Annotated in this window: 29 protein-coding genes; 14 read left to right on the forward strand and 15 right to left on the reverse strand. The window is 60.1% G+C overall.

Annotated elements, in window-relative coordinates; translation table 11 throughout:
• Positions 1-52 precede the first annotated feature (52 nt).
• Positions 53-304, reverse strand: a complete 252-nt coding sequence (gene oprI, locus NQL71_RS03525) for an outer membrane lipoprotei OprI (protein ID WP_003183784.1) — start codon at positions 302-304, stop codon at positions 53-55.
• A gap of 639 nt (positions 305-943) precedes the next feature.
• On the opposite strand from oprI, the gene NQL71_RS03530 reads away from it, so the two are divergent.
• The gene (locus NQL71_RS03530) at positions 944-1228 is read left to right on the forward strand and encodes a GNAT family N-acetyltransferase (protein ID WP_046817939.1); all 285 of its coding nucleotides are present in this window, start codon (positions 944-946) and stop codon (positions 1226-1228) included.
• Positions 1229-1300: 72 nt separating this feature from the next.
• Here NQL71_RS03530 and NQL71_RS03535 read toward each other — a convergent pair whose 3' ends face one another.
• Both NQL71_RS03535 and NQL71_RS03540 read right to left on the reverse strand, forming a co-directional pair.
• Positions 1301-2377 carry a 3-deoxy-7-phosphoheptulonate synthase gene (locus NQL71_RS03535; protein ID WP_046817940.1) on the reverse strand — a complete coding sequence of 359 codons (1077 nt, stop codon included), beginning with the start codon at positions 2375-2377 and terminating at the stop codon, positions 1301-1303.
• 127 nt (positions 2378-2504) lie between these two features.
• A complete protein-coding gene (locus tag NQL71_RS03540; RefSeq protein ID WP_046817941.1) occupies positions 2505-2948 on the reverse strand; it encodes a PilZ domain-containing protein in 444 nt (147 codons plus the stop codon).
• On the opposite strand from NQL71_RS03540, the gene NQL71_RS03545 reads away from it, so the two are divergent.
• From NQL71_RS03545 to cysB, 5 genes are all read left to right on the forward strand, one after another.
• Positions 2947-3333, forward strand: a complete 387-nt coding sequence (locus tag NQL71_RS03545) for a YbbN family protein (protein WP_077185501.1) — start codon at positions 2947-2949, stop codon at positions 3331-3333. The genes NQL71_RS03540 and NQL71_RS03545 overlap by 2 nt on opposite strands.
• Positions 3330-4286, forward strand: coding sequence for a putative 2-dehydropantoate 2-reductase (locus NQL71_RS03550; RefSeq protein ID WP_274642279.1), 957 nt, complete (start codon positions 3330-3332; stop codon positions 4284-4286). The genes NQL71_RS03545 and NQL71_RS03550 overlap by 4 nt, the downstream gene beginning before the upstream one ends.
• A gap of 25 nt (positions 4287-4311) precedes the next feature.
• On the forward strand, positions 4312-5217 hold the full coding sequence (locus NQL71_RS03555; RefSeq protein ID WP_274642280.1) for a 5'-nucleotidase: 906 nt from the start codon (positions 4312-4314) through the stop codon (positions 5215-5217).
• A gap of 94 nt (positions 5218-5311) precedes the next feature.
• Complete coding sequence (locus NQL71_RS03560) at positions 5312-5815, forward strand: universal stress protein (RefSeq protein WP_274642281.1); 504 nt, start codon at positions 5312-5314, stop codon at positions 5813-5815.
• 116 nt (positions 5816-5931) lie between these two features.
• Positions 5932-6906 (forward strand): HTH-type transcriptional regulator CysB, encoded by a 975-nt coding sequence (cysB, locus tag NQL71_RS03565; protein WP_008049066.1) that lies wholly within the window; start codon positions 5932-5934, stop codon positions 6904-6906.
• A gap of 33 nt (positions 6907-6939) precedes the next feature.
• On the opposite strand, the gene NQL71_RS03570 is transcribed toward cysB, so the two are convergent.
• Both NQL71_RS03570 and NQL71_RS03575 read right to left on the reverse strand, forming a co-directional pair.
• Entirely contained in the window at positions 6940-7422 is a 483-nt protein-coding gene (locus NQL71_RS03570; RefSeq protein ID WP_046817946.1) for a GreA/GreB family elongation factor, read from the reverse strand.
• Between the two features lie 2 nt (positions 7423-7424).
• Entirely contained in the window at positions 7425-7835 is a 411-nt protein-coding gene (locus NQL71_RS03575; protein ID WP_046817947.1) for a hypothetical protein, read from the reverse strand.
• 125 nt (positions 7836-7960) lie between these two features.
• On the opposite strand from NQL71_RS03575, the gene earP reads away from it, so the two are divergent.
• Positions 7961-9103, forward strand: coding sequence for an elongation factor P maturation arginine rhamnosyltransferase EarP (earP, locus tag NQL71_RS03580; protein WP_077185499.1), 1143 nt, complete (start codon positions 7961-7963; stop codon positions 9101-9103).
• A 48-nt stretch (positions 9104-9151) separates the two neighbouring features.
• Positions 9152-9721 (forward strand): elongation factor P, encoded by a 570-nt coding sequence (gene efp, locus NQL71_RS03585; protein WP_008057003.1) that lies wholly within the window; start codon positions 9152-9154, stop codon positions 9719-9721.
• 178 nt (positions 9722-9899) lie between these two features.
• On the opposite strand, the gene NQL71_RS03590 is transcribed toward efp, so the two are convergent.
• The 3 genes from NQL71_RS03590 to NQL71_RS03600 form a co-directional block, all read right to left on the reverse strand.
• Positions 9900-10319 carry an organic hydroperoxide resistance protein gene (locus NQL71_RS03590; protein WP_046817949.1) on the reverse strand — a complete coding sequence of 140 codons (420 nt, stop codon included), beginning with the start codon at positions 10317-10319 and terminating at the stop codon, positions 9900-9902.
• A 267-nt stretch (positions 10320-10586) separates the two neighbouring features.
• Positions 10587-11048 carry a MarR family winged helix-turn-helix transcriptional regulator gene (locus NQL71_RS03595; RefSeq protein ID WP_046818009.1) on the reverse strand — a complete coding sequence of 154 codons (462 nt, stop codon included), beginning with the start codon at positions 11046-11048 and terminating at the stop codon, positions 10587-10589.
• 69 nt (positions 11049-11117) lie between these two features.
• Positions 11118-12074: a LysR family transcriptional regulator gene (locus tag NQL71_RS03600; protein WP_046817950.1), complete on the reverse strand. Its 957-nt coding sequence runs from the start codon at positions 12072-12074 to the stop codon at positions 11118-11120.
• 111 nt (positions 12075-12185) lie between these two features.
• Here NQL71_RS03600 and NQL71_RS03605 point away from each other — a divergent pair, with 111 nt between their 5' ends.
• Positions 12186-12935, forward strand: coding sequence for a sulfite exporter TauE/SafE family protein (locus NQL71_RS03605; protein ID WP_166620360.1), 750 nt, complete (start codon positions 12186-12188; stop codon positions 12933-12935).
• Here NQL71_RS03605 and NQL71_RS03610 read toward each other — a convergent pair.
• A complete protein-coding gene (locus NQL71_RS03610; protein ID WP_046817952.1) occupies positions 12925-13779 on the reverse strand; it encodes a LysR substrate-binding domain-containing protein in 855 nt (284 codons plus the stop codon). The two genes, NQL71_RS03605 and NQL71_RS03610, sit on opposite strands and share 11 nt — an antisense overlap.
• Before the next feature lie 95 nt (positions 13780-13874).
• Between NQL71_RS03610 and NQL71_RS03615 the strand changes: the two genes are divergently transcribed.
• The 3 genes from NQL71_RS03615 (at position 13875) to NQL71_RS03625 (ending at position 15795) form a co-directional block, all read left to right on the forward strand.
• Complete coding sequence (locus NQL71_RS03615; RefSeq protein ID WP_046817953.1) at positions 13875-14096, forward strand: DUF1127 domain-containing protein; 222 nt, start codon at positions 13875-13877, stop codon at positions 14094-14096.
• A gap of 162 nt (positions 14097-14258) precedes the next feature.
• The gene (locus tag NQL71_RS03620) at positions 14259-14498 is read left to right on the forward strand and encodes a DUF1127 domain-containing protein (protein WP_046817954.1); all 240 of its coding nucleotides are present in this window, start codon (positions 14259-14261) and stop codon (positions 14496-14498) included.
• 67 nt (positions 14499-14565) lie between these two features.
• Positions 14566-15795: a winged helix-turn-helix domain-containing protein gene (locus NQL71_RS03625; RefSeq protein WP_274642282.1), complete on the forward strand. Its 1230-nt coding sequence runs from the start codon at positions 14566-14568 to the stop codon at positions 15793-15795.
• An 80-nt stretch (positions 15796-15875) separates the two neighbouring features.
• On the opposite strand, the gene NQL71_RS03630 is transcribed toward NQL71_RS03625, so the two are convergent.
• Positions 15876-17222, reverse strand: a complete 1347-nt coding sequence (locus NQL71_RS03630) for a class II 3-deoxy-7-phosphoheptulonate synthase (protein WP_046817956.1) — start codon at positions 17220-17222, stop codon at positions 15876-15878.
• 160 nt (positions 17223-17382) lie between these two features.
• Between NQL71_RS03630 and NQL71_RS03635 the strand changes: the two genes are divergently transcribed.
• Entirely contained in the window at positions 17383-18138 is a 756-nt protein-coding gene (locus NQL71_RS03635; RefSeq protein ID WP_077185493.1) for a spermidine synthase, read from the forward strand.
• Between the two features lie 137 nt (positions 18139-18275).
• Here the strand turns inward: NQL71_RS03635 and NQL71_RS03640 are convergent, their stop codons facing one another.
• Positions 18276-19067 (reverse strand): crotonase/enoyl-CoA hydratase family protein, encoded by a 792-nt coding sequence (locus tag NQL71_RS03640; RefSeq protein ID WP_046817958.1) that lies wholly within the window; start codon positions 19065-19067, stop codon positions 18276-18278.
• 420 nt (positions 19068-19487) lie between these two features.
• On the opposite strand from NQL71_RS03640, the gene NQL71_RS03645 reads away from it, so the two are divergent.
• Positions 19488-21161: a DEAD/DEAH box helicase gene (locus tag NQL71_RS03645; protein WP_007973525.1), complete on the forward strand. Its 1674-nt coding sequence runs from the start codon at positions 19488-19490 to the stop codon at positions 21159-21161.
• A 78-nt stretch (positions 21162-21239) separates the two neighbouring features.
• Here NQL71_RS03645 and NQL71_RS03650 read toward each other — a convergent pair whose 3' ends face one another.
• From NQL71_RS03650 to NQL71_RS03665, 4 genes are all read right to left on the reverse strand, one after another.
• Positions 21240-23396, reverse strand: coding sequence for a mechanosensitive ion channel family protein (locus tag NQL71_RS03650; RefSeq protein ID WP_077185492.1), 2157 nt, complete (start codon positions 23394-23396; stop codon positions 21240-21242).
• Positions 23397-23473: 77 nt separating this feature from the next.
• A complete protein-coding gene (locus NQL71_RS03655; RefSeq protein WP_162837837.1) occupies positions 23474-23650 on the reverse strand; it encodes a hypothetical protein in 177 nt (58 codons plus the stop codon).
• Between the two features lie 147 nt (positions 23651-23797).
• Entirely contained in the window at positions 23798-25087 is a 1290-nt protein-coding gene (locus NQL71_RS03660) for a M18 family aminopeptidase (RefSeq protein ID WP_046817960.1), read from the reverse strand.
• Between the two features lie 87 nt (positions 25088-25174).
• The gene (locus NQL71_RS03665; protein ID WP_166620358.1) at positions 25175-26266 is read right to left on the reverse strand and encodes a hypothetical protein; all 1092 of its coding nucleotides are present in this window, start codon (positions 26264-26266) and stop codon (positions 25175-25177) included.
• Positions 26267-26310: the final 44 nt, after the last annotated feature.

A 26310-nucleotide genomic window follows, 5' to 3' on the forward strand; every position in this document is an offset into this window, starting at 1 on the left:
AAAAAAGCCGACCCAAAAAATGGGTCGGCTTGATAATAATCCCGAAGGACTATTACTTGCGGCTAGCTTTTTCCAGCATGCGCAGAGCACGCTCGTTAGCTTCGTCAGCAGTCTGTTGTGCTTTTTGAGCAGCAGCCAGAGCTTCATCAGCTTTACGGTAAGCTTCGTCTGCACGAGCCTGGGAGCGAGCTGCTGCGTCTTCAGTAGCGGTCAGACGTGCTTCGGTTTCTTTCGATGCGCTGCTGCAACCGGTAGCCAGAACTGCGGCCAGAGCCAGAGCAGAGAATTTCAGAACGTTGTTCATCGTGTTCCCCTTCAAGGACTTTCTATTAAGTGGCTGTCTCCTCCGATTGAGGAAATAGCCGGCGTACATACTACCCATTACTTGTCGTAAGTAAACTGACGTGAAGCAAGAAGCAAAAAAAATTGTAGGCGTTGATTCTTTTTCGAGCAACTTTTAACTGCGTTGTATAAAAAATATCCAGCTAGAAGGCCCGAGATGAGCGAGCCGCCAAAGAAAAGTTCCCCACGCCCAAGGCTCTTTTCGCTGTCTTGGCTAAAGTCCGTCTAGATGGATTTGTCTACACTTCTGTTCGGGATTTGCGCGGCATTTCTCATATCTTTCTCCATGTTCAGGTGACTTTAACGGACGGCGTTCGTCTTATGTCTCAACATCCGGCAATGTTCAGGCTAGCGACCGCTGCAAGACCCTTGGTCGAGCTGTTCCTGCGTTATCCACAGCGGCACCCGCCAACCCAGCATGATGACGAGAGAACCTTGAGCATTTCTGCCAATGGCGCCTACTATTTGTACGTGCTCGGTTGCGCGAGATCGGTGTGGCTTTTCTCGGTGTCGATTCAGGCACGGGGTGGCGTAGTTGTTCCTTCGCCGGAAAAACATCGGTAAGGTAGGGGTCAGAAATCCAGACCCGCGAGGAGTAGTGATGAGCGAGGCGTTGTCCATCCACCATGACCAGGCTGGTCATCAATTCGAGACCAATGTGGACGGTCATCGTGCCTACCTGACCTATATGGATCTGGGGAAACAGACCCTGGATATCTATCGCACGTTTGTGCCCAACGCATTGCGCGGTCGCGGCATTGCCGCGGCCCTGACCGAACAGGCGCTGCAGTACGCCGAGGAAATGGGCTATACCGTCATTCCCTCGTGCTCCTATGTCGAGCGCTACATGGAGCGTCACCAGCGCCATGCCAAGCTGAGCCAGTGACCTGCAACGAAACGGATGCATAAAAAAACGCCGGGTTGAGCCCGGCGTTTTTTTGTCTGCGGCAAACGCCGATCAGGTGCGCTCGCGTTTCGGCAGCACGTCCTTGAGCTTGGCATGCATGCTGCGCAAGGTGGTCTCGGTCGCCGTCCAGTCGATGCAGGCATCGGTGATCGACACGCCGTATTGCAGGTCGGCGAGGTCTTTCGGGATGGCCTGGCAGCCCCAGTTCAGGTGGCTTTCGACCATCAGGCCGATGATCGACTGGTTGCCTTCGAGGATCTGGTTGGCGACGTTCTCCATCACCAGCGGTTGCAGGGCCGGGTCCTTGTTGGAGTTGGCGTGGCTGCAATCGACCATGATGTTTGGCTTGATCTTCGCCTTGTTCAGTGCCTGCTCGCACAGAGCGACGCTGACCGAATCGTAGTTCGGCTTGCCGTTACCGCCGCGCAATACCACGTGACCGTAGGCATTGCCCTTGGTGGTGACGATCGACACGCCACCTTCCTGGTTGATGCCCAGGAAGCGGTGTGGGCTGGAAACCGATTGCAGGGCGTTGATCGCTACGGTCAGGCCGCCATCGGTACCGTTCTTGAAGCCGACGGCCGAGGACAGGCCGGAGGCCATTTCCCGGTGAGTCTGGGATTCGGTGGTGCGCGCGCCGATGGCCGACCAGCTGATCAGGTCCTGCAGGTATTGCGGGGAGATCGGGTCGAGCGCCTCGGTAGCGGTTGGCAAGCCCATTTCAGCCAGGTCCAGCAACAGCTGGCGACCGATGTGCAAGCCATCCTGGATCTTGAACGAGTCGTCCAGGTACGGGTCGTTGATCAAGCCTTTCCAGCCAACGGTGGTGCGTGGCTTCTCGAAATACACGCGCATGACCAGATACAGGGTATCGGACACTTCCGCCGCGAGAACCTTCAGGCGCTCGGCGTACTCGTGGGCCGCCTTGATGTCGTGGATCGAGCAAGGCCCGATGACCACGAACAGGCGATGGTCGTTGCCATCCAGAATGTTGCGAATGACTTCGCGGCCCTTGGTGACGGTGCGCAGGGCGGCATCACTCAGGGGAATATCACGCTTGAGCTGGTCGGGAGTGATCAGCGTCTCGTTGGAGGCGACGTTTAGGTCGTTGATCGGTAAATCAGCCATCGTTTACTCGTCAGGTCACGGGTGCCGGCCGCCAGCGAACCCGCGCGGCGGAGCACAGCAAATTAAGCGCGTCGGGGAGCGGAACCTTAGCGCGTTACACCGTGGCTCGACAATGGGCTGGCCCGGTTTAATCCAGCACTGCCTGTGCAAAAGCCTTGCGAACCGTGTCGTGGGAGAACTCGTCGGCATGTTGCTGGACCCACTCAAGCGCCAGGGCCTGGATACCCTGCAGGTCGTTGTGGGCATCATGCTGGCGACAGTATCGCTCGATCTGGCACACCTGCTCGCCCATGCGGGCACTGAAAAGCGTCTGTTCGTCGACGAAGGCAATACCGACCAGGTAGCCTCGCTTTCGTCGCAGGCACCACGCCACGTAACCTAGAAAGCACAAGTCCGGGTTGAGGCTCGGCATGCGCACTTTCAGCGCCGTACCGTGGCGCCAGGCGCGGTGATAATTGCAAGCCATGCCCCCGAGGCTGATAGTGTGCAGCTGTTGGCGCGAAATGCACTCTGGTTTGAGCAACGTCAACTCGACAGGTATATCGTCAGGATGAGGAAGAAAACGTCCCATGAGCACGGACTCCATGTGTCGGCCATCTGACATTGTTTCCCCCAGTATAGTGGTCGAATTGGAACTGACCGATTTTGACGCCGACCAACGGCTGCTGGGGATGAGCGGTGTATCGCTGGTTGTTTTCACCAGTGTCGGCTGCGCCAGTTGCCGTTTTGCCCGCGAGCAGTTGCCTGCGCTCGATCTGGATGTCGATCGATTGTGCTGGATCGATGCCGGCAACAATGGTGGGGTGGTCGAGCGCTATCAGGTCTTTCACTTGCCGGCGCTGTTTGTCGTACGCGACGGCGAATTCTTCGGGGCACTGAGATCGCGCCTGACTCGCGCCGAACTCAACACGGCCTTGGGGCTGGCGCTAAATAGAACAGCAGAGGAGTTGCCATGACGGATGCAGTCGCCAAGCCGAGAATCGGCATTATCGGAACCGGCGCGATCGGCGGGTTCTACGGGATGATGCTGGCGCAGGCCGGTTTCGATGTGCATTTTCTGTTGCGCAGCGAGTTTAGCGCGGTGGCCGAGCGTGGTTTGCAGCTCCACAGCGCGGTCCATGGTGCGCTGACGCTGAATCCGGTGCAGGCCTATTCGGCAGCCGAAGACATGCCACCCTGCGACTGGTTGCTGGTCGGCGCCAAAACCACCAGTAACCGCGATCTCGCGCCCGCTATCGTGCAAGCGGCCGCACCGAATGCCAGGGTCTTGCTATTGCAAAATGGCCTGGACGTCGAAGACAGTCTGCGTGAGGTTCTTCCCGACGCCCTGCATGTGCTGGGCGGGCTCTGCTATATCTGCGTCCATCGCCAGGGCCCCGGGGTCATTGCCCACCAGGCGCTGGGGGCGGTGCATGTCGGCTATCACAGCGGGCCGACGTCCGATCAGCCTGCGCGCGCGGCCATAGTCGAGGAGGGGGTCGGGCTGTTCCGTGAGGCCGGGATCGACGCCCAGGCGATGGCGAACCTTCACCAGGCGCGCTGGCAGAAACTGGTCTGGAATATCCCGTACAACGGCCTGTCGGTTTTGCTCGGAGCCAGTACTACACCGCTGATGGCTGATGCCGACAGCCACGAGTTGATCAGGTCACTGATGGCTGAAGTGATCGAGGGCGCGAACGCTTGCGGTCACGACGTCCCAGCCAGCTATGCCGAGCAGCTCTTGCAGGTGACGCAGCGGATGCCCGACTACTGGCCCAGCATGTACCACGACTTTCTGCACAAGCGGCCGCTGGAGCTGGAGGCCATCTACGCCCGGCCACTGGCTGCGGCGAAGGCTGGCGGTTGTGAAATGCCCCGCATCGAGGCGATGTATCGCAGTTTGAGTTTCATCGATCGACGTAATACCTGAGTCGATCAATCGGAGGGGGAAGCGGATGCCGAAGTCCATAGACGAGAAGCTGGTGCTGGCGATTTCTTCGCGGGCGTTGTTCGACCTGAGCGAAAGCCACAAGGTCTACCTGTCGAGTGGCGTCGAGGCTTACCGGCAATATCAGATCGAACACGAAGACGAAATCCTCGAGCCCGGTGACGCTTTCCCGCTGGTGCAGAAACTCCTCAACCTCAACGCCCACCTTGGCCGCGCCCGGGTCGAGGTCATCCTGGTGTCGCGTAACAGCGCCGACACCGGCCTGCGCGTGTTCAACTCGATCCACCACTATGGCCTGGCGATTTCCCGTGCGGCGTTTGTCGGTGGGCGCAGTCCGTATCCCTACCTCAAGGCCTTTGGCTGCGATCTGTTTCTTTCGACCCACGCCGAAGACGTTCGCAGTGCGCTGGATGCCGGGTTCGCCGCGGCGACCATTCTGTCCGGTGGCGCCAGCCGTGCGGCCAGCGATGAACTGCGCATTGCCTTTGACGGCGATGCCGTGCTGTTTTCCGACGAGTCCGAGCGCGTTTATCAGGCTGGAGGCCTGGAAGCGTTTCAGGCCAGCGAGCGCGAAGCGGCACGCGAGCCCTTGCGTGGTGGGCCGTTCAAGGGCTTCCTCGCCGCCCTCAATCTGCTGCAGCGCGAGTTCCCGGATGACGCTTGTCCGATTCGCACGGCACTGGTCACGGCGCGCTCGGCGCCGGCCCATGAGCGAGTGATTCGCACGTTGCGCGAGTGGGATATTCGCCTGGATGAGTCGCTGTTCCTCGGAGGCCTTACCAAGTCTGCCTTCCTTGAAGCCTTTGCCGCGGACGTGTTTTTCGACGATCAGGCCGGCCATTGCGAGCTGGCCCGTGAAGTGGTCGCCACCGGCCATGTGCCACATGGCATAAGCAACGAGCAAAAGGTTTAAGCCCGCGGTTCAACGTGTTACGCCGGACGTCGTACTCGCCAAGGCACTGCTAAGCTGAATCAATCTCCGCCATATTGGCACGTGAGGAGGTCCTATGATTCATTCGATGCTGTACGCCACTGACCTCGGGTTGTACGCGCCTGTGGTGATGCAGCATGCCTTGGAATTGGCGCGAACATTCAATGCCGACCTGTATGTTGTGCACGCCGTCGAACCCATGGGGCTGTTCGCCGAATCGGTGCTGCAAAGTTATCTCGATGAGCAGGCGTTGAACGAATTTCATAGCCAGGGTCTTAACACAGTGATTGCCGGCATCGAGCAGCGGGTGCTCGACAATTTTCGCGAAGAGCTGGGGGACGAGGGGGAGCAGGACCTCAAGCGGATCAAGGCGGTACGGGTGCTGCAGGGAGATCCGTCGCAGGTGATTCTCGACCAGGCGCAGAAACTCTCGGTGGATTTGCTGATCGTAGGCAGCCACAGCCATGGTGCGGGTGCTGAAACACCGTTGGGCCGGACCGCAGCGCGGGTGTTGCAACTGGCCAAGGTACCGGTCTACCTGGTGCCGCTGGTGCAACGTCGTCGTCAAGGGGATCGCTAGAGCGCGAGCGAATAATGGCATTTTGATAAAAAGTTCTAGATTTATTCTTCAAACCATTAATATAGTTATATACCGTCGCTGATGCCCGTGGCGTCTACCAGCTTTGAGGGATTCATATGAAGCTTCAACAATTGCGCTACATCTGGGAAGTGGCGCACCACGACCTCAACGTTTCCGCTACAGCCCAAAGTCTCTACACCTCTCAGCCGGGCATCAGTAAACAGATCCGCTTGCTGGAAGACGAATTGGGCGTCGAAGTGTTCGCCCGCAGCGGCAAGCACCTGACCCGCGTCACGCCAGCCGGTGAGCGCATCATCACCACCGCTGGCGAGATCCTGCGCAAGGTCGAAAGCATCAAGCAGATCGCCCAGGAGTTCTCCAACGAGAAGAAAGGCACCCTGTCGATCGCCACCACCCACACCCAGGCGCGCTACGCCTTGCCGCCGGTGATCAGCAATTTCATCAAGCAGTACCCGGATGTTGCCCTGCACATGCACCAGGGATCGCCGATGCAGATCGCCGAGATGGCCGCCGATGGCACCGTGGATTTCGCCATTGCCACCGAAGCCCTCGAGCTGTTCGGCGACCTGGTGATGATGCCTTGCTATCGCTGGAACCGCTGCGTGGTCGTGCCTCAGGGGCACCCGCTGACCAAGCTCTCGAAGCTGACCCTCGAAGCCCTGGCTGAATACCCTATCGTGACCTACGTCTTCGGTTTCACCGGCCGTTCCAAGCTCGACGAAGCCTTCAGCCATCGCGGCCTGACGCCCAAGGTGGTGTTCACCGCCGCTGACGCCGATGTGATCAAGACCTACGTGCGCCTGGGCCTGGGTGTTGGCATCGTGGCGAAGATGGCGGTCGATACCAAGCTCGACAGCGACCTGGTGGTGCTCGATGCCAGCGAATTGTTCGAGTCCAGCGTGACCAAGATCGGTTTCCGTCGTGGCACCTTCCTGCGCGGCTTCATGTGCGACTTCATCGAGAAGTTCGCCCCGCACCTGACCCGCGAAGTCATGGCCAAGGCCATCCAGTGCCACAACAAGCAGGAGCTGGAAGAGCTGTTCGACGGCGTCGAACTGCCCGTTCACTGATAACGCGTCCTGCCTCGCAGGCAGGACAGCCGGTCAAACCACCTCGGTGACAGCAAACTGTTGCCGAGCGCCCGCCACCAGAATCTCCACCTCGTCGCCTTCGAACTTGCCCAGCAGGCTCTTGCCCAGCGGTGAGCGGGGGGTGATGACGGTGATCAGTTGCCCCACCAGGTCAACCTTCAGGCCCGCCGCATCCGGCGCCAGGAATAGCCACTGCTCGCGGCCCTTTTCGTCTTCCAGGCCGAGCAGTGCCCCTACCTCGATGCCCCGTCGCTCGTCGTACGGGCGCAATGCCAGGTTCTGGCAAAGCGCCAGTGACTGGCGAATCTCTTCGACCCGCCTGGCCTGCCCGGCGGCCAGGTAGGAGGCCTCCAGACCCAGTGTGTCGTACTTGTTTTCGGCGATGTTTTCTTCGTGGGTCGCGGTTTCGTAAGCGGTTTGCGCGGCACGCTCGGCAATGTCGAGATCGATCCGCAGCTTGTCGAGAATCAGTTGGTGTACCGTGTTTTTATTCATGATCAATCGCAGAATTGCAGGACATTGGCGCGGCTTTTTTCGCTCGGTGCCGTCTGGTCCTGTTGCAACCAGAACTGGCATTTGGGGTTCGACAGGTTGCGATTGCTGCTGCGTGCCTGATCGAGTCGTTGGGCCTGCTCGTTCTTGCGCAGGTTTTCTTCATACTGCTCGAACAACGGGCTCTGTGGTGGAATGTCCGGCACCGGTCGAGCCGCCGCCGGTGGTTTGGCCAGTTGCTCCAGCGCTGTCGCGACCGGTGCCAGCTGTTCGTTGAAAAACAGCCGGGACACCAGCCAGGCGGTCAACACAATGGCCATGAACCCCAGCCACATGCCAAGGGCGATACTGCCGGTCAGTTGCAGGGCATTGAGTTGAATCGAAACGGATCGGCGCGGTGTAGGGCGGTAGGGCATGGTTGCCTCCTGGCGAAGGGGTCGCGGGCGAGTGACGATTGTCGCACGAAGAATTATCGTCGTCGGCTCTTCTGCGCGGGTTGATTTATGCGGACAATCGGTGCCTTTGCCAACGGGAGCCTGGAATGCCTGATTTGAAAACCCGCTGGGATATTTTTTGCACCGTGGTCGACAACTTTGGCGACATCGGCGTGACCTGGCGACTGTCGCGGCAACTGGTGGCCGAGCATGGGGTAGCGGTGCGTTTGTGGGTCGACGATCTGCGTGCCTTCGAGCGCCTGTGCCCAGAGATCGACACTCAAGCTGGCCGGCAATGGCAGCAGGGTGTCGAGGTATGTCACTGGTCTGCTGAGTGGCAACCGGTAGAGGCGGCGGATGTGGTGATCGCCGCGTTCGCCTGTCAGTTGCCAGGCGCCTATATGGACGCCATGGCCCTGCGGGATAAGACACCGCTGTGGATGAACCTCGACTACCTGAGCGCCGAGGACTGGGTGATCGGCTGCCACGGCTTGCCGTCGGTAAAATACAAACACGTACAGAAGCACTTTTTCTTCCCGGGGTTCCACAAAGGTACCGGTGGCCTGCTGCGTGAAAGCGGATTGCTCGAACGGCGTCGGCAGTTCCAGCAGAGTCCCGAGGCGCAGCGCACCTTCCTGGCAGGCCTGGGAGTCGACCGCGCACCCGGTGCACTGCTGATTTCACTGTTTGCCTATGAAAATGCCGGGCTGGCCAGTTGGCTGGACACCTTGGCCAGCGATTCGACACCCACTCATTTGCTGGTGCCGCAAGGACGGATCCTGGGAGACGTCGAACGTTGGCTGAATGTGCAGGGCCTGCAGGCCGGGGCGCTGCATGTGCGCGATGCCTTGACCGTGCAGGTATTGCCGTTCGTCCGACAGGACCAGTACGACCCGTTGCTGTGGTGCTGTGATTTCAACGCCGTACGCGGCGAAGATTCCTTTGTGCGAGCGCAGTGGGCAGGTCGACCTTTGCTGTGGCACATCTACCAGCAGGAGGAGGACGTTCACCTGGACAAGCTCGAGGCCTTCCTTGCGCTTTACGTCAAGGACCTTCCAGCTGCGGCTGGCGAAGCGATCAGCGGTCTCTGGCGGGCCTGGAATGCCGGTGAGACAATGACCGACCACTGGCAATTGACTCGCAAACACTGGCCACAGCTGCAAAAACATGCCGAGTCGTGGTGTCTGGAACAGGCCTCGCATACCGATCTTGCCGCAGCGCTGGTACAGTTTTATGTAAATTGGATATGATACGCGGCCTAGATTTTTGTAAATCCCATCCAAATTCGGATATTCGCAATGAAAACTGGTAAAGAACTCAAACCCGGTACCGTGATCCGTATCGACAACGATCCTTGGCTGGTTCAGAAAGCTGAATTCACCAAGTCGGGCCGTAACAGCGCGATCATGAAGACCAAGCTGAAAAACCTGCTGACCGGTTACAAGACCGAAACCGTCTACAGCGCCGACGACAAGCTGGACGACGTGATCCTGGACCGCAAAGAAGCGACCCTGTCCTTCATCAGCGGTGACAGCTACACGTTCATGGACACCACCGACTACACCATGTACGAACTGAACGCCGAAGACATCGAAAGCGTTCTGCCGTTCATCGAAGAAGGCATGACCGACGTTTGCGAAGCCGTGTTCTTCGAAGGCCGTCTGGTTTCCGTAGAGCTGCCGACCACCATCGTGCGTCAGGTTGACTACACCGAAGGGTCCGCTCGTGGTGACACTTCCGGCAAGGTGATGAAGCCTGCCAAACTGAAGAACGGTACCGAACTGTCGGTTGCTGACTTCATCGAAATCGGCGACATGATCGAGATCGATACCCGCGAAGGCGGTTCCTACAAAGGCCGTGCTAAATAAGCACTGCTTGAGGAATGAAAAAGCCCGACCATCGAGTCGGGCTTTTTTGTGCCTGCAAGATCAAAAGATCGCAGCCTGCGGCAGCTCCCACAGGGGATTCTGTACATCCGCAAATTATCGAACGAACACAATTTCCGGTACCAGGCTCAGCACGTTGAGGCGTTGTAGCGTACCGGGGTTAGACGGTGACGTGCAGCCGTACATCAACGTTGCCACGGGTGGCGTTGGAGTACGGGCAGACCTGATGGGCCGCCTCGACCAGGGTTTGCGCGTCGGCAAGCTCAAGGCCTGGCAGGCTGATGTGCAGGTCGATATCCAGGCCAAAGCCGCCAGGGATCTGGCCGATGCCGACGTGGGCGGTGATCGACGCGTCGTCGGGGATCTTGCGCTTGGTCTGGCTGGCGACGAATTTCAATGCGCCGATAAAGCAGGCGGAGTAGCCGGCGGCGAACAGTTGCTCCGGGTTGGTCGCCGCTCCGCCAGCACCGCCGAGCTCTTTAGGGGTGGCGAGCTTGACGTCGAGAATGTTGTCGCTGGAGATCGCACGACCGTCACGGCCACCGGTGGAAGTTGCGATTGCGGTGTAGAGAGTCTGCATGGTGAAAGCCTCGTTCGGGTTGTGTGTTTTTGCGCTAAATGTTTGCGCGCTAAGTAAGTGCGAGATGAATGTATCGCGCTAATGTTTAGCGCGCAAGATAAATTTCTGAAAAAAATGCGGATCATTTGAATTTTCAACCCAAGCGCAGAACAACTGTGGGAGCGAGCCTGCTCGCGATGGCGGTGCGTCAGTCAACATGTCTGTTGAATGTGACACTGCCATCGCGAGCAGGCTCGCTCCCGCAGGGGGCTTTCGGGGGTTTGAAAATCAGAGGTTTTCTTGTAGATGACGCCTCAGTTCTTGCAGCTCCGCCTGAAGCTTTTGCAGTCGCTCCAGGGTCATCCCGCTGGCGCCGAGGATGCATTGAGGGATGTTCCGGGCCTTGTCACGCAAGGCTCGGCCCTGTTCCGTGAGTTCGACGATCACCACGCGCTCGTCCTCACGGCTGCGGGTGCGGCTGAGCACACCTTCGGCCTCCAGGCGCTTGAGCAGCGGCGTTAGCGAGCCAGGGTCGGTCAACAGGCGAGCGCTGATTTCACCTACGGTCAAACCGTCCTGTTCCCACAGCACCATCATCGCCAGGTATTGCGGGTAGGTCAGGCCCAACGCCTGCAGCAGGGGTTTGTAGACCTTGGTCATCATCAGCGAAGTGGAGTGCAGGGCGAAGCAGGCCTGATTGTCCAGCAGCAGGGCGTCGCAGTTATCCGGTGTGTCGCGCTTGGTGGTCATTTGGAAGCCTTGATCAGTGATCTTCATGAATCTAGCGGGCAAATCTTTAACGCGCCAGATAATTCTTGACTAGTGCCGGCCCAGTTTGGTTTGCAGTACCAGGTCCCATGGCGGAATGGGGCTGAACCGGGTTTTCAGGTATTCCAGCAGCAGGCGACTGCGGGAGTTCGGCTGCTGCTGCAGGCGCAACGCGTAGATCCCGGAGCTTTCCGGTTTCGGCAGGCCGTTCTCGCAGAACAAAGGCAGCAGTTCGCCACGTAACAGGTATTCACTGACGAGCCAGGTCGGCAGGTGGGCGATGCCCAGGCCGGCCAGTGCGCTGCAGATCAGCGCTTCGGCATTGTTGGCGCTCATGCGTACGCGCGTTGGCCGATGCAATTGCATCTGGCCATCCCGTTCGAAGCGCCACGCGAAAGGTGGGGCCAGGCCCGCCCAGTCGAGACCGTCATGCTCGACCAGTTGCGCCGGATCATTCGGCACGCCGCGGCGCTGCAAGTAGTCGGGGCTGGCGCAGGCAATGCGCACCATGCTCGCCAGCGGCGTGGCCACCAACCGGGTATCGGCCAACTGCCCGGCACGCAATACCAGATCGACCTTGCCCAGGTTCAGGCCCTGCATATCGACGAAGCTGTCGATCAGTTGCAGTTGCACGTCGAGGCCGGGATAGAGCAGCAGAAAATCGGCAATCACCGGTGCCAGGTGGCGCCGTCCGAAGGCGGCCGGAGCATCAATGCGAATCAGGCCTTCCGGCGCACTGCTCAGGGACACCGCTTCTGCCCGGGCCAGGCGCAATTCGGCGACAATTCTCCGTGCGCGTTCGGCGAATGCCAGCCCTGCCGGCGTAGCGCGCACCGCATGAGTGCTGCGAATGAACAACTGGCTGCCAACGGCGCTCTCCAGGCTGTCGATGCGCCGCGCCACCGCCGAAGGCGTCAGTGGATGACGGCGGGACGCTGCAGAAAAGCTGCCGCTTTCCAATACGTCGAGAAACAGGCCCAGTTGCTCGGTCAGTAGATTGGGATTCATGAAGGGCTCGATGCTTGTGCGAGTTTGGCATAGCCATTGTGCGTGGCTGTGCGTTTCCACGCTAGAGCCAGTTGCGTAGGATGAATCCCCTGGCTATGGGAGAGATACGCTGTGCTCGAGTTTCTGATGTACCTGGTTTTCGGTGCGGCCCTGGGGACCCTTGGCGGCCTGTTCGGCATCGGCGGGGGATTGATCGCCATTCCGTTGCTGGGCGTACTGTGCGGTCTCGATCAACAGATTGCCCAAGGCACCGCTTTGGTGATGGTGGTGCCGAACGTGATGCTGGCGCTGTGGCGCTACCATCAGCGCAACAGGATCGAATTACGCCACGCGCTGCCGCTTGCCGTGATGGGATTCTGCTTCGCCTGGCTTGGATCGATCTGGGCGGTGGGGGTCGATGCGCAGACCATGCGTATCGGATTTGTCGTGTTTTTGATCGCGCTTTGCGCCTACAACCTGGCGCGGATGTTCATGGCCAGCACACCGCCGTCTGCGCAGATGAACTATTCATGGCCATGGCTGGGCGTGCTCGGTGCCGCCTCCGGCACCATGGGCGGTTTGTTTGGCGTGGGTGGGGCAGTGGTGGCGACACCAGTATTGACCAGCGTATTCGGCACCACCCAGGTCGTTGCCCAGGGCTTGTCACTGGCATTGGCACTGCCGAGCACTGGCGTTACGCTGATCACCTATGGGTTGCATCACCAGGTGAACTGGATGATCGGCGTGCCACTGGCAATCGGCGGATTGATGAGCATCAGTTGGGGCGTGAAGATCGCCCACAGCCTGCCGGAACGTTTGTTGCGCGCCTTGTTTTGCGGCTTTCTGCTTTTCTGTGCAGTCATGCTTGCCTTCAAAGCATGAAGCCTTCGACGATATGTTCGGCCAGGCACTCGGTGATCGGTGACGGATTATGCAGGTTGCGCACCAGCATGATGCTGGCCTCTGGCAGTACTGGCAGATCCTCGGCTGCACCGAGGATGCGCATGTCCGCGGTGATCAGGCTTTCCAGTTGCGCAGTGACCGCCAGGCCAGCACTGACCACCGCCATGATTGCCGACAGGCTGTCGCTGTTGTACGCCACTCGATAATCGCGCCCTTGGGCATCAAGGGCATTGCAGGCCCAGATCCGACAGAAACAATCGCTGTTGAACATCGCCAGGGGCAACGGCGTCTGCTCGTGGGCGCTGTAGCACTGCGCCTCGGCCCAGACAAAACGTTCCTTGCGCAACAACTGGCCGATTTCACTGCCCGGCTCACGGGTAACAATGGACAGGTCCAGGTCCTGGCGCATCAGCAGTTGTTTTGACGATTCGCAGTGCACTTCGATCTGGATAAGCGGGTAGGACTGTGCAAACTGGCGCAGGATCCCCGGCAGGAAACGCATCACGTAGTCATCCGGTGTGCCGATGCGCACCGTGCCGACCATGTGCGGCTCTCGCAAGGTGTTGAACACCTCGCTGTGCAGCTTGAGGATTCGCCGTGCATAACCCAGCAGAACCTGGCCTTCGGCCGTGAGCCGTACCTGGCGTCCATCACGCTGGAACAACTGGCGCTGCAGCACGTCTTCTTCCAGGCGCTTCATCTGCATGCTGACAGCTGACTGGGTGCGATGGACCAACTCACCGGCGCGGGTAAAGCCACCCTGGTCGGCAATGGCGACGAAAGTGCGCAGCACTTCGGTATCGATACTCGGGTAGGCCGACATGCATCAATCTCCGAGATGGTTACCATCAGAAACATTCGTTGGATTGATCTTAGCCCCGGGCAGAGACTTGAGCCATCCAAACGGAGGGCAACAAGATGAAAGGTCAACATGAGTTTCATGGCGCTGAAAAACATTCGATCCACTTGATATCTGATCTGTTGCACAAGGTCAGCCGCTGGTACGAGTTGCACCGTGAGCGCGAAATGCTGGCGAGCATGAGTGACGAAGCACTGAAGGACATCGGCTTGAGTCGTGCCGACGTCGCCCACGAAGCGGAACTGCACTTCTGGCAAGACCCGATGGGCAATGGAAAGTAGCTTGATGTCCTATGGAAATGTCCTGTCACTACCCCGTCATCCCAGCAGAAGCCCGGGCTGATGGGGTAGGCGTGTGCCCGAAACAGCTGGTCATGGAGCTTTGCTGGAACCCGTTTGCGCACTGACAGAAGATCCTCTCCCCCAACATTGAGGAGTGGTGTCATGGAACGACGAGGCATTGAAGGAAGGGGCGCGAGGCATGGCGTGCGCGATGCACTGCACAGGTTTCGACAGCCGGTTTTGGCGGCGGTCACGCAACTGCAGCGCTGGCGCCAACTGAGCAGGGATCGCACCGAGCTGGCGCGACTGAGCGATGACTGCTTGCGCGATATTGGCTTGAGTCGAGCCGATGTCCGACGGGAGTCAACCCGCTCCTTCTGGGATGATCCGCTCAAGCGATGAGGCATAGGCATTGGCGTTTTTCCTGCCTGACGCTAAGGTGGGGAGACCCTTGTTGATGAGCCGCCAGATGCCTGCATCCCTGTCTTTTTCCTTGAAGCAAGCCAGGCGTCTGGCGCTGACCGCCCAGGGTTTTACCGGGCGCCCTTCGCCAGCGCCAGTCAAGCCTGCCGGGATCAATCGATTGATCGAGCGCCTGGGCATTTTGCAGATCGACTCGGTCAATGCATTGGTGCGTTCACACTACCTGCCGCTTTTTTCAAGGCTTGGCCATTATTCGGCCGACTTGCTTGATCAGGCTGCCTGGAGCCAGGGGCGACACCGTACCCTGTTCGAATACTGGGGTCATGAAGCATCCTTGCTGCCCCTGTCGCTTTACCCGTTGATGCGCTGGCGAATGCGGCGGGCAAGCCGCGGCGAAGACATCTATCAGCAACTGGCGCATTTCGGTCGAGAGCAGCAAGACACGGTTCGCCGGGTGCTGGCCTGCGTTCAAGAGCGGGGTGCGTTGGGTGCCGGCAGCCTGTCGACTCGCCAGGAACGGGCAGGGCCCTGGTGGGACTGGAGCGCGGAAAAGCATGCACTGGAATGGCTGTTCGCCGCCGGTGAAGTGACAGTGGCCGCCAGGCGTGGCTTCGAACGGCTCTATGACTTGCCGGAGCGGGTCATCCCTTCGCAGGTTCTGACGCAGCCGCTGCTCAATGAAGCCGAGGCCCAGCGTGGTTTGCTGCTGCATGCCGCGTCAGCCTTGGGCGTGGGTACCGAGAAGGATTTACGCGACTACTTCCGTCTGAATCCTGGCGACAGTCGTCCGCGGCTGGCTGAGTTGGTCGAGGCGGGCGAGTTGCTCATCTGCGAAGTCCAGGGCTGGAAGCAACCGGCCTATTGCCTACCCGAGCCCAGGGTGCCGCGCAAGACTGAGGCCAGCGCGCTGCTTTCACCTTTTGATTCGCTGGTCTGGGAGCGCAGCCGTACCGAGCGCCTGTTTGATTTTCGCTACCGGCTGGAGATCTACACGCCGCCGGACAAACGTGTTTATGGCTACTACGTGCTGCCGTTCCTGCACAACGAACGGATTGCCGCGCGGGTCGACCTGCGCGCCGAACGGGCTACCGGGCGGTTGGCCGTGCATGCGGTGCATGAGGAAGAGACGGGGCTGGATGACGAGGGGATGCTGGCGTTGGCTATTAATCTGCGACGTATGGCGGATTGGCTAGGACTGGCGCAGGTTCAGTTGAATTGTCCACGGGCGAGTGCGGACAGGTTGCGTGTGGCATTGGCTCAGGTCGGTGGTGCCTGACCTGACGCCTTCGTCGGATCGCCGCCCGGGGCAAGCGATCCGACGAAGGCGGCCTTTCAGGCAGCAAAAAGGTTACTGGCTCACCGCCTGACTTGCTTGAGGGTCTCGGCAATCAGGAACGCCAGCTCCAACGACTGGTCGGCATTCATGCGCGGGTCGCAATGGGTGTGGTAGCGATCCGACAATCCGTCTTCGGTAATCGGCCGCGCACCGCCTATGCACTCGGTGACGTTCTGCCCTGTCATCTCGATATGGATGCCGCCGGCGTAACTGCCTTCGGCTTCGTGGACCTGGAAGAACTGCTTCACTTCGCCAAGGATCTGCGCGAAGTCGCGCGTCTTGTAGCCACTGCTGGCCTTGATGGTGTTGCCGTGCATCGGATCGGAGCTCCACAGCACTTGCCTGCCTTCTCGCTGCACGGCGCGGATCAGCTGTGGCAAATGATCACCGACCTTGTTCGCGCCCATCCGTGCGATCAGGTTCAGGCGACCCGGATCGTTTTCGGGGTTGAGTACGTCGATCAGGCGGATCAGGTCCTCGGGGTTCATGCTCGGGCCGACCTTGACCCCGATCGGATTGTTCACCCCGCGCAGGAATTCGACATGTGCGCCATCGAGTTGCCGGGTGCGGTCGCCGATCCACAGCATGTGCGCCGAACAGTCGTAATAGTCGTTGGTCAGGCTGTCACGACGAACGAAGGCTTCCTCATAATTGAGCAGCAGCGCTTCGTGGGCGGTGAAAAAACTGGTTTCGCGCAGTTGCGGCGAGCTGTCCATGCCACAGGCGCGCATGAATGCCAGGGTTTCATCGATGCGGTCGGCCAGATGGCTGTACTTTTCCGCCAGGGCCGAGTTGGCGATGAAATCGAGGTTCCACTTGTGCACCTGGTGCAGGTCGGCAAACCCGCCCTGGGCGAATGCGCGCAGCAGGTTGAGCGTCGCGGTGGACTGGTGGTACGACTGCAGGAGGCGTTCCGGATCCGGTACGCGGCTTTTCTCATCGAAACCGATACCGTTGACGATATCACCGCGGTAGGCCGGCAGTGTCACGCCATCGATGGTCTCGTCGTTGGCCGAGCGAGGTTTGGCGAATTGTCCGGCCATGCGTCCGACCTTCACCACCGGGCAACCGGCCGCGAACGTCATGACAATGGCCATTTGCAGTAGCACCTTGAAGGTGTCGCGGATTTTCGCGGCGGAAAACTCGGCGAAACTTTCGGCGCAATCGCCACCCTGCAGCAAAAACGCGCGCCCCTGGGTCACTTCGGCAAACTGACGGCGCAATTCCCGGGCTTCCCCGGCAAACACCAGCGGCGGGTAGCTGGCCAGGGTTTGCTCGACGTGCTGCAGATGAGCGGCGTCGGGGTATTGGGGTTGTTGCTGGATCGGCAGGGCGCGCCAGCTGTCAGGGCTCCAGGGTTGGCTCATCATGATCTCTAGTGTTTTACGCTCGGGCGTCCATGTTATCAGCAATTAGTGCGTGACCTGTTCCCGTCGCTTCGCGGACAATCGCGCTTTTGCCGCTTCATGCTGCGGTTTATCGCGTTGCGGATTGCCCAAGAAGGCCCGGCAACGATCAGGAGACGAAATGACTGAGGAGCGCGTCGAGCATCTGCTCGCCGAGGTGCAGGACGAGTTTGGCGTGATTCGCGTGCTGGAAGTGGCCGATTACCGTTTTCTCGAATTCGGCGATGCCATCGAGCAAAGTTGCGTGTTCACGGCCGATCCGAGCTGGCTCGAGTATGACTATACCCGGGCGATGCTGATTGGCGCGCTGTGCCATGAACAACCGGAAAGCGCGCTGTTCCTGGGGCTTGGTGCCGGTACGCTGACCCAGGCCTGCCTCAAGTTCCTGCCGCTGGAAGATGTCGAAGCCATCGAGCTGCGCCCGGATGTGCCGCGCCTGGCGATCGAATACCTGGGGCTGGACGATGATCCGCGCCTGTATATCCGCGTGGGCGATGCCCTGGAGCTGCTCGACACCGCTGAACCTGCCGACCTGATTTTCGTCGACCTGTATACCGACGTCGGTCCGGGTGTCGGGCACCTGGCCTGGTCGTTCCTGGAAAACTGCCAGAAACGCCTGAATCCGGGGGGCTGGCTGGTGATCAACCAATGGGCCACCGACGATGGCAAGCCGCTGGGCGCGGCTTTGCTGCGCGGGCTTTATCATCGGCATTACTGGGAGCTGCCGGTGAAGGAAGGCAACGTGATCCTGATCGTGCCGTCGGAACTGGATCAGGTACTGGACATGGAGGGCCTGACCGCCCGGGCCGAAGCATTGGCGCCACGGTTGGGGTATTCGTTGCAGTCGTTGATCAACTGCATTCGTCCGGCGACGTAACTGCGCTGACTGTCCCGGCCTCTTCGCGGGCAAGCCCGCTCCCACAGGTATTGAGTTTGCACACAAGATTTGTGGGCAACTCCGGTCACTGTGGGAGCGGGCTTGCCCGCGAAGAGTCCATCAAGGACAACACAAAATTAAAGCCCCTTGAAAACCCCGGGCCGCCGCTCAACCAGCGATCTCACCCCTTCCTGCGCATCCTCGCTGGCCAACAACTTCTTCACCAGCGCCGGCAACCCCTGCGCAGCGGCGGTTTCGCCCTCGTAGCGGGCCTGCCGGGCAGATAGCAGCGTTGCCTGCACTCCCAGCGGCGCCTGTCGAGCTATCCGTTCGGCCAGTTCAATCGCCCGCGGCATCAGATCCTCGCTGGCCATGACTTCCTGGACCAGCCCCAGGTGCAGGGCGTCATGGGCATCGAACTCGTCGCCGGTGAGCATCCAGCGCATCGCGTTACCCCAGCCGGCCACTTGATGCAGGCGCAATGTGGCGCCACCGAAGGGGAAGATGCCGCGCTGCACTTCCATTTGCGCGAAGCGGGTGTTGCTGGCGCACAGGTTGATATCGGCGGCCAACATCAACTCGATACCGATGGTGAGGCAGTAACCCTGGGCGGCGACGATCACCGGCTTGCTGACCCGGGGCCCGGCAAACACTCCCCACGGGTCGCAGCCGCCGGGCGGGGCTTGCCAGCCTTCGCTCAGTGCCGCGCTGGCATTGACCAGGTCCAGGCCGGCGGTGAAATGTTCGCCATGACCGAAGACCACGGCCACCCGTGCTTCGCTGTCGGCCTCGAACTCACCGTAGGCCAGGCTCAATTCATTGAGCAGGTGCAGATCAAAGGCGTTGCGCTTGGCGACCCGGTCCAGTCCGATCATCAGGACATGACCGTGCTTTTCACGGCTCACGCGGCTGGTATTGAGCTCTTTCATGCAACATTTCCTCGAGCGGGAGAGGGCGCGCAGACCCAAGGTCCGTGGCGGATGGGTGAACCGTTTTAGCGCTAACGCCCGCGGGACGGGGCCTTTGAAAAGTAGTCGCTCGTGCGATTCTCTGCAAAGCCTGTGACAGAACGCCGTACGCGGCAGTTTTGCGATAAAAAAAGCTCCCTTTTTCAGCAAATTCCGGTATAGTGCGCGCCGGCCTTTAGCCGGGCCGCGTTTAGGTGGCGCAATTCCCCGAAGTCATATTCGGTTGCACGTTCGCCCAGCGAACTCTTCCTAAACGATTCTTTCATTCATTCGTTTTCGCAAATCCCCGCCGACAAAGCTGCCAGGGCGACTCTTGAGTCTCAACACGGCATGCGCAGCTTTGGAGCATGGGTCTTTGCGGATGCACTTAGAGGCAGACCCATGACCCAGGAAATCGGCGGCTTCGCCGCTCTTGAACTTCACCCTAATATTGTCGCTGCAGTAGTCGCTACCGGCTATGAAGAGCCTTCGGCCATTCAGCAGCAGTCGATCCCGATCATTCTCGCCGGTCACGATATGATTGGCCAGGCGCAAACCGGTACCGGTAAAACCGCTGCCTTTGCCCTGCCTATCCTGCACCGCATTGATCCGTCCAAGCGCGAGCCGCAAGCTCTGATCCTGGCCCCAACTCGTGAGTTGGCGCTACAAGTTGCAACCGCTTTCGAAACCTACGCCAAGCAAATGCCGGGCGTAACTGTTGTGGCTGTCTACGGCGGCGCGCCGATGGGCCCACAATTGAAAGCAATCCGTAATGGCGCACAGATCGTTGTCGCCACTCCGGGCCGTCTGTGCGACCACCTGCGTCGCGACGAAAAAGTATTGGCGACCGTGAACCACCTGGTTCTCGACGAAGCCGACGAAATGCTCAAGCTGGGCTTCATGGACGACCTGGAAGTCATCTTCAAGGCCATGCCGGAAACCCGTCAGACCGTATTGTTCTCGGCCACCTTGCCGCAGTCGATCCGTGCCATCGCTGAGCGCCACCTGCGCGATCCGAAGCACGTGAAGATCCAGAGCAAGACCCAGACCGTTACCGCGATCGAGCAGGCCCACCTGCTGGTTCACGCTGACCAGAAGACTTCTGCCGTTCTCAGCTTGCTGGAAGTGGAAGACTTCGACGCCCTGATCATGTTCGTGCGTACCAAGCAAGCGACCCTGGACCTGGCCAGTGCCCTGGAAGCCAAAGGCTACAAAGCCGCTGCGCTGAACGGTGACATCGCCCAGAACCAGCGTGAGCGCGTGATCGACTCCCTCAAGGATGGCCGTCTGGACATCGTTGTGGCGACCGACGTTGCTGCTCGTGGCCTGGACGTTCCGCGCATCACTCACGTGTTCAACGTTGACATGCCGTACGATCCGGAGTCCTACGTTCACCGTATCGGCCGTACCGGCCGTGCCGGTCGCGAAGGTCGTGCGCTGTTGCTGGTGACTCCGCGTGAGCGCCGCATGCTGCAAGTGATCGAGCGTGTAACCGGTCAAAAGGTTGCTGAAGTTCGCCTGCCAGACGCTCAAGCCGTTCTGGATGCGCGCATCAAGAAACTGACCAACAGTCTGTCGCCGCTGGTGGCTGAAGCCGAATCGACCCACGGTGATCTGCTCGATCGCCTGACCGCCGACATCGGTTGCAGCCCGCGTGCCCTGGCCGCAGCCCTGCTGCGCAAGGCTACCAACGGTCAAGCGCTGAACCTGGCCGCTATCGAGAAAGAACGTCCACTGGTGCCGAACAACGCACCGCGTGGCGATCGTCCAGAGCGTTCCGGTGATCGTCCAGAGCGTGGTGATCGCGAGCGTCGCGCACCAATGCCGCTGGGCGAAGGCCGTGCTCGTTGCCGTACCGCGCTGGGTGCGCGTGATGGTATCGCTGCCAAGAACCTGCTGGGCGCTATCCTCAATGAGGGTGGCCTGGCGCGTGAAGCCATCGGTCGCATCCAGGTGCGTGACAGCTTCAGCCTCGTCGAGCTGCCGGAAGATGGTCTGGAGAAGCTGCTGACCAAGCTGAAGGACACTCGCGTTGCCGGTAAGCAGTTGAAGCTGCGTCGCTACCGCGAAGATTGATCCGCCCCCGGGCTGATTGATCGAACATAAAAAATCCCCGACTGGTTCGGGGATTTTTTTTGTTCTGCGTTTAGGGGTTTAGCCCTTTTCTTCACCGCCGCCCGCCGTCACCACCTGGATGCTCATGCGCGGTGTTGCCAGGTCCAGCCCGGCTTCGTCCAGATGTCGTTTGAGCGACAGGTTGAATGCCCGTGAAACTTCCCACTGCTTGATCGGGGCTGTCTTGAACCGGGCCCGCAGGATCGCATTGCCGGACTCGAAGCTTTCCACGCCCTGAAACTCCAGCGGCGACCAGATATTGCGCCGTTGAAGCGGGTCAGTGCGCATTTTCTGGCCGACGTCGCGCATGAGCTTGATCGCGTTGTCGATGTCCATGTTGGCAGGCACCGCGACACGGAAGATCGCGTAGCCGAACTCCCGGGAATAGTTCTTGATGCTCTTGATTTCGCTGAACGGAATGGTGTGGACGATGCCGTCGATGTCCCGCAGGCGCACGGTACGAATGGTCAGGCCCTCGACGGTGCCCAGATGCCCGCCGACGTCCACGTAGTCGTCGATGGCCAGGGAGTCTTCGATGATGATGAACAGCCCGGTGATCAGGTCGGCCACCAGCGATTGTGCGCCAAAACCGATGGCCAGGCCGATCACACCGGCACCCGCCAGCAGTGGCGTGACGTTCATGCCCATGTTCGCCAGGGCGACAATCAGCGCGACGATGAAAATCGCCACGAACAGCACGTTGCGGATCAGCGGCATCATGGTCTGCGCGCGGGCGTTGGCCAGGCCTTTGCGCGAGCGGGTGAGGGCATGGTGCACGGCGGTGTCGCTGAGAATCCAGATCAGCCAGGCAAAGATCAGCGTGCCGACCAGGCTGAACAGCTTGACGCTGACCTCATGGCCTTCGCCTTCCGTGAAGCCGATCAGCGACATGCCCCAGACCCGCAGGCCCAGTTCAATGAAGGCCAGCCATACCAACAGATGGGCCAGGGTATAGAAGAAGTTTTTCAGGCGTTCCGAATACAGTGCGTGACGCTTTGCCCCGCGTTGCGGCTTTAGGGCATGACGGCGCACCAGGCCATTGATGACCATGCACAACACCAGCAGCACGGTGCAGATCAGCGACTGGCGCAGCGCGGTGCTGGTGTCGCCGGCGGAGACGAAGGTGGCGAAAAGGGAGATCCCCACCAGCACCAGCGCCGGTACGTACCAGAAAGTGCCGAGAATATCGATGGTGTCGCTGAGGGCACGGCGGGTCAGGCGCCGGGACAGTGGCTGGTTGCGGATCAAGTGGGCAATCGGGCGACGGAAGCGCAGGATGAACAACCCCGTGGACAATGCTGCCAGCACGTTGGCCACCGTCGCCGCGGTATGCGCCAGGTGCACACCAAGGCTTTCAATCAGGCGTGGATCGCTCAGGGCTTCACCGAAAGCGGCGAAACTGCCAATCAACCACAGCGGGCGGAAGGCCTGGTGCCGCAGGATATACAAGGCTCGGTGGCGGTGCGGGCCGTCGAGCAGGGAAAAGGCAATCACGCAAATCGCCGAGAAGCAGGTGCCGACCACCAGCGCATACGCCAGCACCATGGCCAGGCTTTTGCCGAGTGACGACGGCAGGGCGTAGCTCATGTAGACCGTGATGACCAGGGCAATCAGCCACGGGCCCAGCTTGCGCAGGGCGAAACGCAGCATGTCCAGGGCCCTGGGGTGTTGCGGCAGTTCTTCGGTCAGGCCGAAGCGCATGCGCACCCGGTGACTGACCCATATCAGCGCCGCCGCCAGCAGGCTCCAGACCATCAGGATCATCGCAAAGGCGAAGATGATCGGCAGCCACTCGTTGGCCGGCAGCACCAGCGCCGTCAATTCATCCTTGGCCAGGTCGAACTCGTTGGACCAGCGAGTGATCGGGCTGTCGGCGCCGGAAAACTGCTTTTCGAAACTGGCCAGTGTTCCGCCAATCAGGCCCAGAACACCTTCCTCGGCGACCGGTTGGGCTTTTTTTGTGGCGTCGCGCAGCTTCTTCAGATCCGCCAGCAGCTTGCTGCGCTGCTGATCGTTCTCCAGCGACTTGATCACTTCATCAAGGGATTGCCCGAGGGGTTCCTGCGCTTCGGGTTGGGGTTTTGCCTGGCTGCCAAGCAGGCTCGGCAGCCCGACGGCCTGGGCGGGCGCTGACGGCATCAGCGTCATCAGGCAGATAAGAAAAAGACACGGCAGGGCAAATAGACGAGCGAACACTAGGCGGTCAACCTCGAAATGGGCAGATCGACCGAGTGTACGAGCCCGTCAAAACCAATGCGAGCCGAGGCGGGGATTTATTCGTTGAGTTTGGCGAGGATCTTGTAGATCACCGTGGCCAGGATCAGCAACATGCCGAGCCACATGGCAAGCACGCCAGCGTTCTTGTCGCGAAAGTTGAAACCGACTGCCAGCATGATCATTCCGATAAGAATAGGGATCAGCATGGCGTGGAACGAGGACATCGTGATCATGGCGACTGCCTTGTCGAAAGGGATAATTTAAGTCTAGGTGGCTTTTGAGTAAAACCTTGTAGGCGCTACGGTGCGGCGATCCGACTTGCCAGCGAAAGCGGTGTGATTGACACACCGCGTCGCCTGGTTTGCCGGCAACCGAGAGTATTACGGTAATTCGCGGCAGGCGTAAAACGCGCTGAGCACCTTCACCAGGTGCGCCAGGTCATGGCTGCCGCACAGTTCACGGATCGAATGCATGGCGAAGGTCGGCAGGCCGATGTCCACGGTGCGCACGCCCAGGTGGCTGGCGGTGATCGGCCCGATGGTCGAGCCGCAACCCATGTCGCTACGCACCACGAAGCTCTGGACCGGTACTTCTTCGGCCATGCACAGGTGGCGGAAGAACCCGGCGGTTTCGCTGTTGGTGGCGTAGCGCTGGTTGCTGTTGACCTTGATCACGGGGCCGGCGTTGAGTTTCGGGCCGTGATTGGCGTCGTGCTTGTCGGCGTAGTTGGGGTGCACGCCGTGGGCGTTGTCGGCCGAGACCAGCAGGGATTTCTGGATGGTGCGCACGAACTCGTCACCTTCCGGCAGCAGGCGGCGCAACGTCTGTTCCAGCATCGGGCCGTCGGCGCCACAGGCCGAGCAGGAGCCGACTTCCTCGTGGTCATTGCACACCAATACGCAGGTTTCGTCGGTGTCGGTGGTCAGCAACGCTTGCAGGCCGGCGTAACAGGACAGCAGGTTGTCCAGGCGCGCACCGGCGATGAAGTCCCCATGCAGACCAATGACGGCGGCGCTTTGGGTGTCGTAGAAGCTCAGTTCGTAATCCAGCACGACATCGGCGTTCAGGCCGTGTTCGCGGGCCAACTGGTCGGTGAGCACCGCGCGGAAGTCCACGCGCTCGTCACCGGCGAATTGCGCAAGTACGGGTGGCAGCTCGGTCTGGGCATTGATGGCCCAGCCCATGTTGGCTTCACGATTAAGGTGAATGGCCAGGTTGGGAATGATCGCGATCGGCGCCTTGAAGTCGATCAACTGGCTTTCGACCTTGCCGTCACGTCGGAAGGTGACGCGGCCGGCGAGGGACAGGTCGCGGTCGAACCAGGGGGCCAGCAGGGCGCCGCCATAGACTTCGACGCCCAATTGCCAGAAACCCTGGCGCTGCAATTCTGGCTGAGGCTTTACCCGCAGGCACGGGCTGTCGGTATGGGCGCCAACCAGGCGAATGCCACCGTGCAGCGGCGAGTGCCGGCCCATCTTGATCGCGACGATCGAGGAGTCGTTACGGGTAACGTAGTAGCGACCGTTGGCTTCGGTGTTCCACGGCTCGCGTTCGTCCAGGCGTTGGAACCCGGCCGCTTCCAGTCGCTGAACAAGGCTGGCGGTGGCGTGGAACGGGGTAGGGGAGGCCTTGAGAAAATCAATCAGGCCTTGGTTCAACTCTTCGCGCATAAGTAGCTCCAGACAGCAATGGCGCCAGTTTAACGTATTGGCCCGGCGCATTGGGCAAGAGCTTTCAGCGCAGGGCTTGCCAGGCGGTCAATCGGCCATCCGCTCGCGCAGATAAGCGATAATGGTTTGCTCGTCCGAGGATTTCGCCGGCCGGGGCAGGTGTTTTGGCCAGCGACCCTTGTCCGCGCCGAAGAACCTTTTCTGTTTGTCTTCTTCCCAGCGCAGGATTTCCCGGGAGGCGGACTCCCACCACTCATGGCGGCACACTTCGTAATACGGATGATCCGGCGCCGCGCTGCCATACAGCAAGTCGCGACCGACCTTTTTCACGCTCTTGTGCTTGTTGCGCAGTTTCCACTTGATGCGCAGGCGCTGCCACGGCGAAGGCACGGGTTTGCAGCGTGGGACTTCGGTGCACAGGGTCGGCAGCTCGGGGCGGAACGGCTCGCCATGACGGCTGAAAAAATGCTTCTGCATGGCGTGGAAGAAGCGTTTTTCAGCGAAGTAGTGATAAACGAACTTCTTTGCTTGCTGGACGGGCTGGTTGCGCATCGCGAACGACAGGGCGATCTGCTCGATGGTGTGGATGTCGAATGAGCCCTGGGTCCATTCATCGATCAGGCGGATCGACTCTTCGAGCAGGGGCGTATCACCGTCGGTGACACCGCACAGACCGCTGTTATACAGCTTGAAACTGTTGTTGGACGAGATGCCGTGGGCTTGCAGGCAACGCCCGAGCTTGACGTAGTCCGGGCGTTCACAGACGTAGCTCCAGTCGTACTCGAAACGGTCCATGACATAGCGCCCGGGACCGATCTTTTCGAAGACGCGATGGGGTGATTCGAGAAACAGCGTATCGGTGTCGACGAACAGGGTCTTGTGCGCAAGCTTCAGCCCCTGGGCGATGGCGCAGGCCTTGCGTCGGTGGTGATAGCCGTTTTCGCCCTGCCATTGGGCCAGGGTCTGCTCGCTCAGGGCGATGGTGTCGACCGGCCAGCCAGCATAATCCTGGGGGCGATCGGTCATGACCCTGATACACAGCGACTCACCCCGTTTGAGCTGTGCCAGGGCGGTGAGCATGCTGAACTTGGCTTCGCGCCGGTAAACATCCTGGTTGCCATAAATGAGGTAGAGCAACTGATGCGGTGTTTTTTCCAGGGGGGGCAGCGCTTCGCGCATAGGTAGCTCCAGGCAACAGAGGCGCAAGTTTACCGTATTGGCCT

It is taken from the genome of Pseudomonas serbica, from assembly GCF_028823535.1.
In the GTDB taxonomy this organism is placed as follows: domain Bacteria; phylum Pseudomonadota; class Gammaproteobacteria; order Pseudomonadales; family Pseudomonadaceae; genus Aquipseudomonas; species Aquipseudomonas serbica.

Bases quoted from the DNA above. Each gene is read 5' to 3' on its own strand.
- NQL71_RS03655 (WP_162837837.1), bottom strand. From the start codon at position 23,650: ATGATCACGATGTCCTCGTTCCACGCCATGCTGATCCCTATTCTTATC.
- earP (WP_077185499.1), top strand. From the start codon at position 7,961: ATGCCTGATTTGAAAACCCGCTGGGATATTTTTTGCACCGTGGTCGAC.
- NQL71_RS03660 (WP_046817960.1), bottom strand. From the start codon at position 25,087: ATGCGCGAAGAGTTGAACCAAGGCCTGATTGATTTTCTCAAGGCCTCC.
- NQL71_RS03620 (WP_046817954.1), top strand. From the start codon at position 14,259: ATGGAACGACGAGGCATTGAAGGAAGGGGCGCGAGGCATGGCGTGCGC.
- NQL71_RS03640 (WP_046817958.1), bottom strand. From the start codon at position 19,067: ATGAAAGAGCTCAATACCAGCCGCGTGAGCCGTGAAAAGCACGGTCAT.
- NQL71_RS03575 (WP_046817947.1), bottom strand. From the start codon at position 7,835: ATGCCCTACCGCCCTACACCGCGCCGATCCGTTTCGATTCAACTCAAT.
- NQL71_RS03555 (WP_274642280.1), top strand. From the start codon at position 4,312: ATGCCGAAGTCCATAGACGAGAAGCTGGTGCTGGCGATTTCTTCGCGG.
- NQL71_RS03610 (WP_046817952.1), bottom strand. From the start codon at position 13,779: ATGTCGGCCTACCCGAGTATCGATACCGAAGTGCTGCGCACTTTCGTC.
- NQL71_RS03590 (WP_046817949.1), bottom strand. From the start codon at position 10,319: ATGCAGACTCTCTACACCGCAATCGCAACTTCCACCGGTGGCCGTGAC.
- NQL71_RS03545 (WP_077185501.1), top strand. From the start codon at position 2,947: ATGAGCACGGACTCCATGTGTCGGCCATCTGACATTGTTTCCCCCAGT.
- cysB (WP_008049066.1), top strand. From the start codon at position 5,932: ATGAAGCTTCAACAATTGCGCTACATCTGGGAAGTGGCGCACCACGAC.
- NQL71_RS03635 (WP_077185493.1), top strand. From the start codon at position 17,383: ATGACTGAGGAGCGCGTCGAGCATCTGCTCGCCGAGGTGCAGGACGAG.
- NQL71_RS03625 (WP_274642282.1), top strand. From the start codon at position 14,566: ATGCCTGCATCCCTGTCTTTTTCCTTGAAGCAAGCCAGGCGTCTGGCG.
- NQL71_RS03550 (WP_274642279.1), top strand. From the start codon at position 3,330: ATGACGGATGCAGTCGCCAAGCCGAGAATCGGCATTATCGGAACCGGC.
- NQL71_RS03540 (WP_046817941.1), bottom strand. From the start codon at position 2,948: ATGGGACGTTTTCTTCCTCATCCTGACGATATACCTGTCGAGTTGACG.
- NQL71_RS03535 (WP_046817940.1), bottom strand. From the start codon at position 2,377: ATGGCTGATTTACCGATCAACGACCTAAACGTCGCCTCCAACGAGACG.
- NQL71_RS03530 (WP_046817939.1), top strand. From the start codon at position 944: ATGAGCGAGGCGTTGTCCATCCACCATGACCAGGCTGGTCATCAATTC.
- NQL71_RS03615 (WP_046817953.1), top strand. From the start codon at position 13,875: ATGAAAGGTCAACATGAGTTTCATGGCGCTGAAAAACATTCGATCCAC.
- NQL71_RS03595 (WP_046818009.1), bottom strand. From the start codon at position 11,048: ATGACCACCAAGCGCGACACACCGGATAACTGCGACGCCCTGCTGCTG.
- NQL71_RS03570 (WP_046817946.1), bottom strand. From the start codon at position 7,422: ATGAATAAAAACACGGTACACCAACTGATTCTCGACAAGCTGCGGATC.
- NQL71_RS03630 (WP_046817956.1), bottom strand. From the start codon at position 17,222: ATGAGCCAACCCTGGAGCCCTGACAGCTGGCGCGCCCTGCCGATCCAG.
- efp (WP_008057003.1), top strand. From the start codon at position 9,152: ATGAAAACTGGTAAAGAACTCAAACCCGGTACCGTGATCCGTATCGAC.
- NQL71_RS03665 (WP_166620358.1), bottom strand. From the start codon at position 26,266: ATGCGCGAAGCGCTGCCCCCCCTGGAAAAAACACCGCATCAGTTGCTC.
- NQL71_RS03600 (WP_046817950.1), bottom strand. From the start codon at position 12,074: ATGAATCCCAATCTACTGACCGAGCAACTGGGCCTGTTTCTCGACGTA.
- oprI (WP_003183784.1), bottom strand. From the start codon at position 304: ATGAACAACGTTCTGAAATTCTCTGCTCTGGCTCTGGCCGCAGTTCTG.
- NQL71_RS03645 (WP_007973525.1), top strand. From the start codon at position 19,488: ATGACCCAGGAAATCGGCGGCTTCGCCGCTCTTGAACTTCACCCTAAT.
- NQL71_RS03560 (WP_274642281.1), top strand. From the start codon at position 5,312: ATGATTCATTCGATGCTGTACGCCACTGACCTCGGGTTGTACGCGCCT.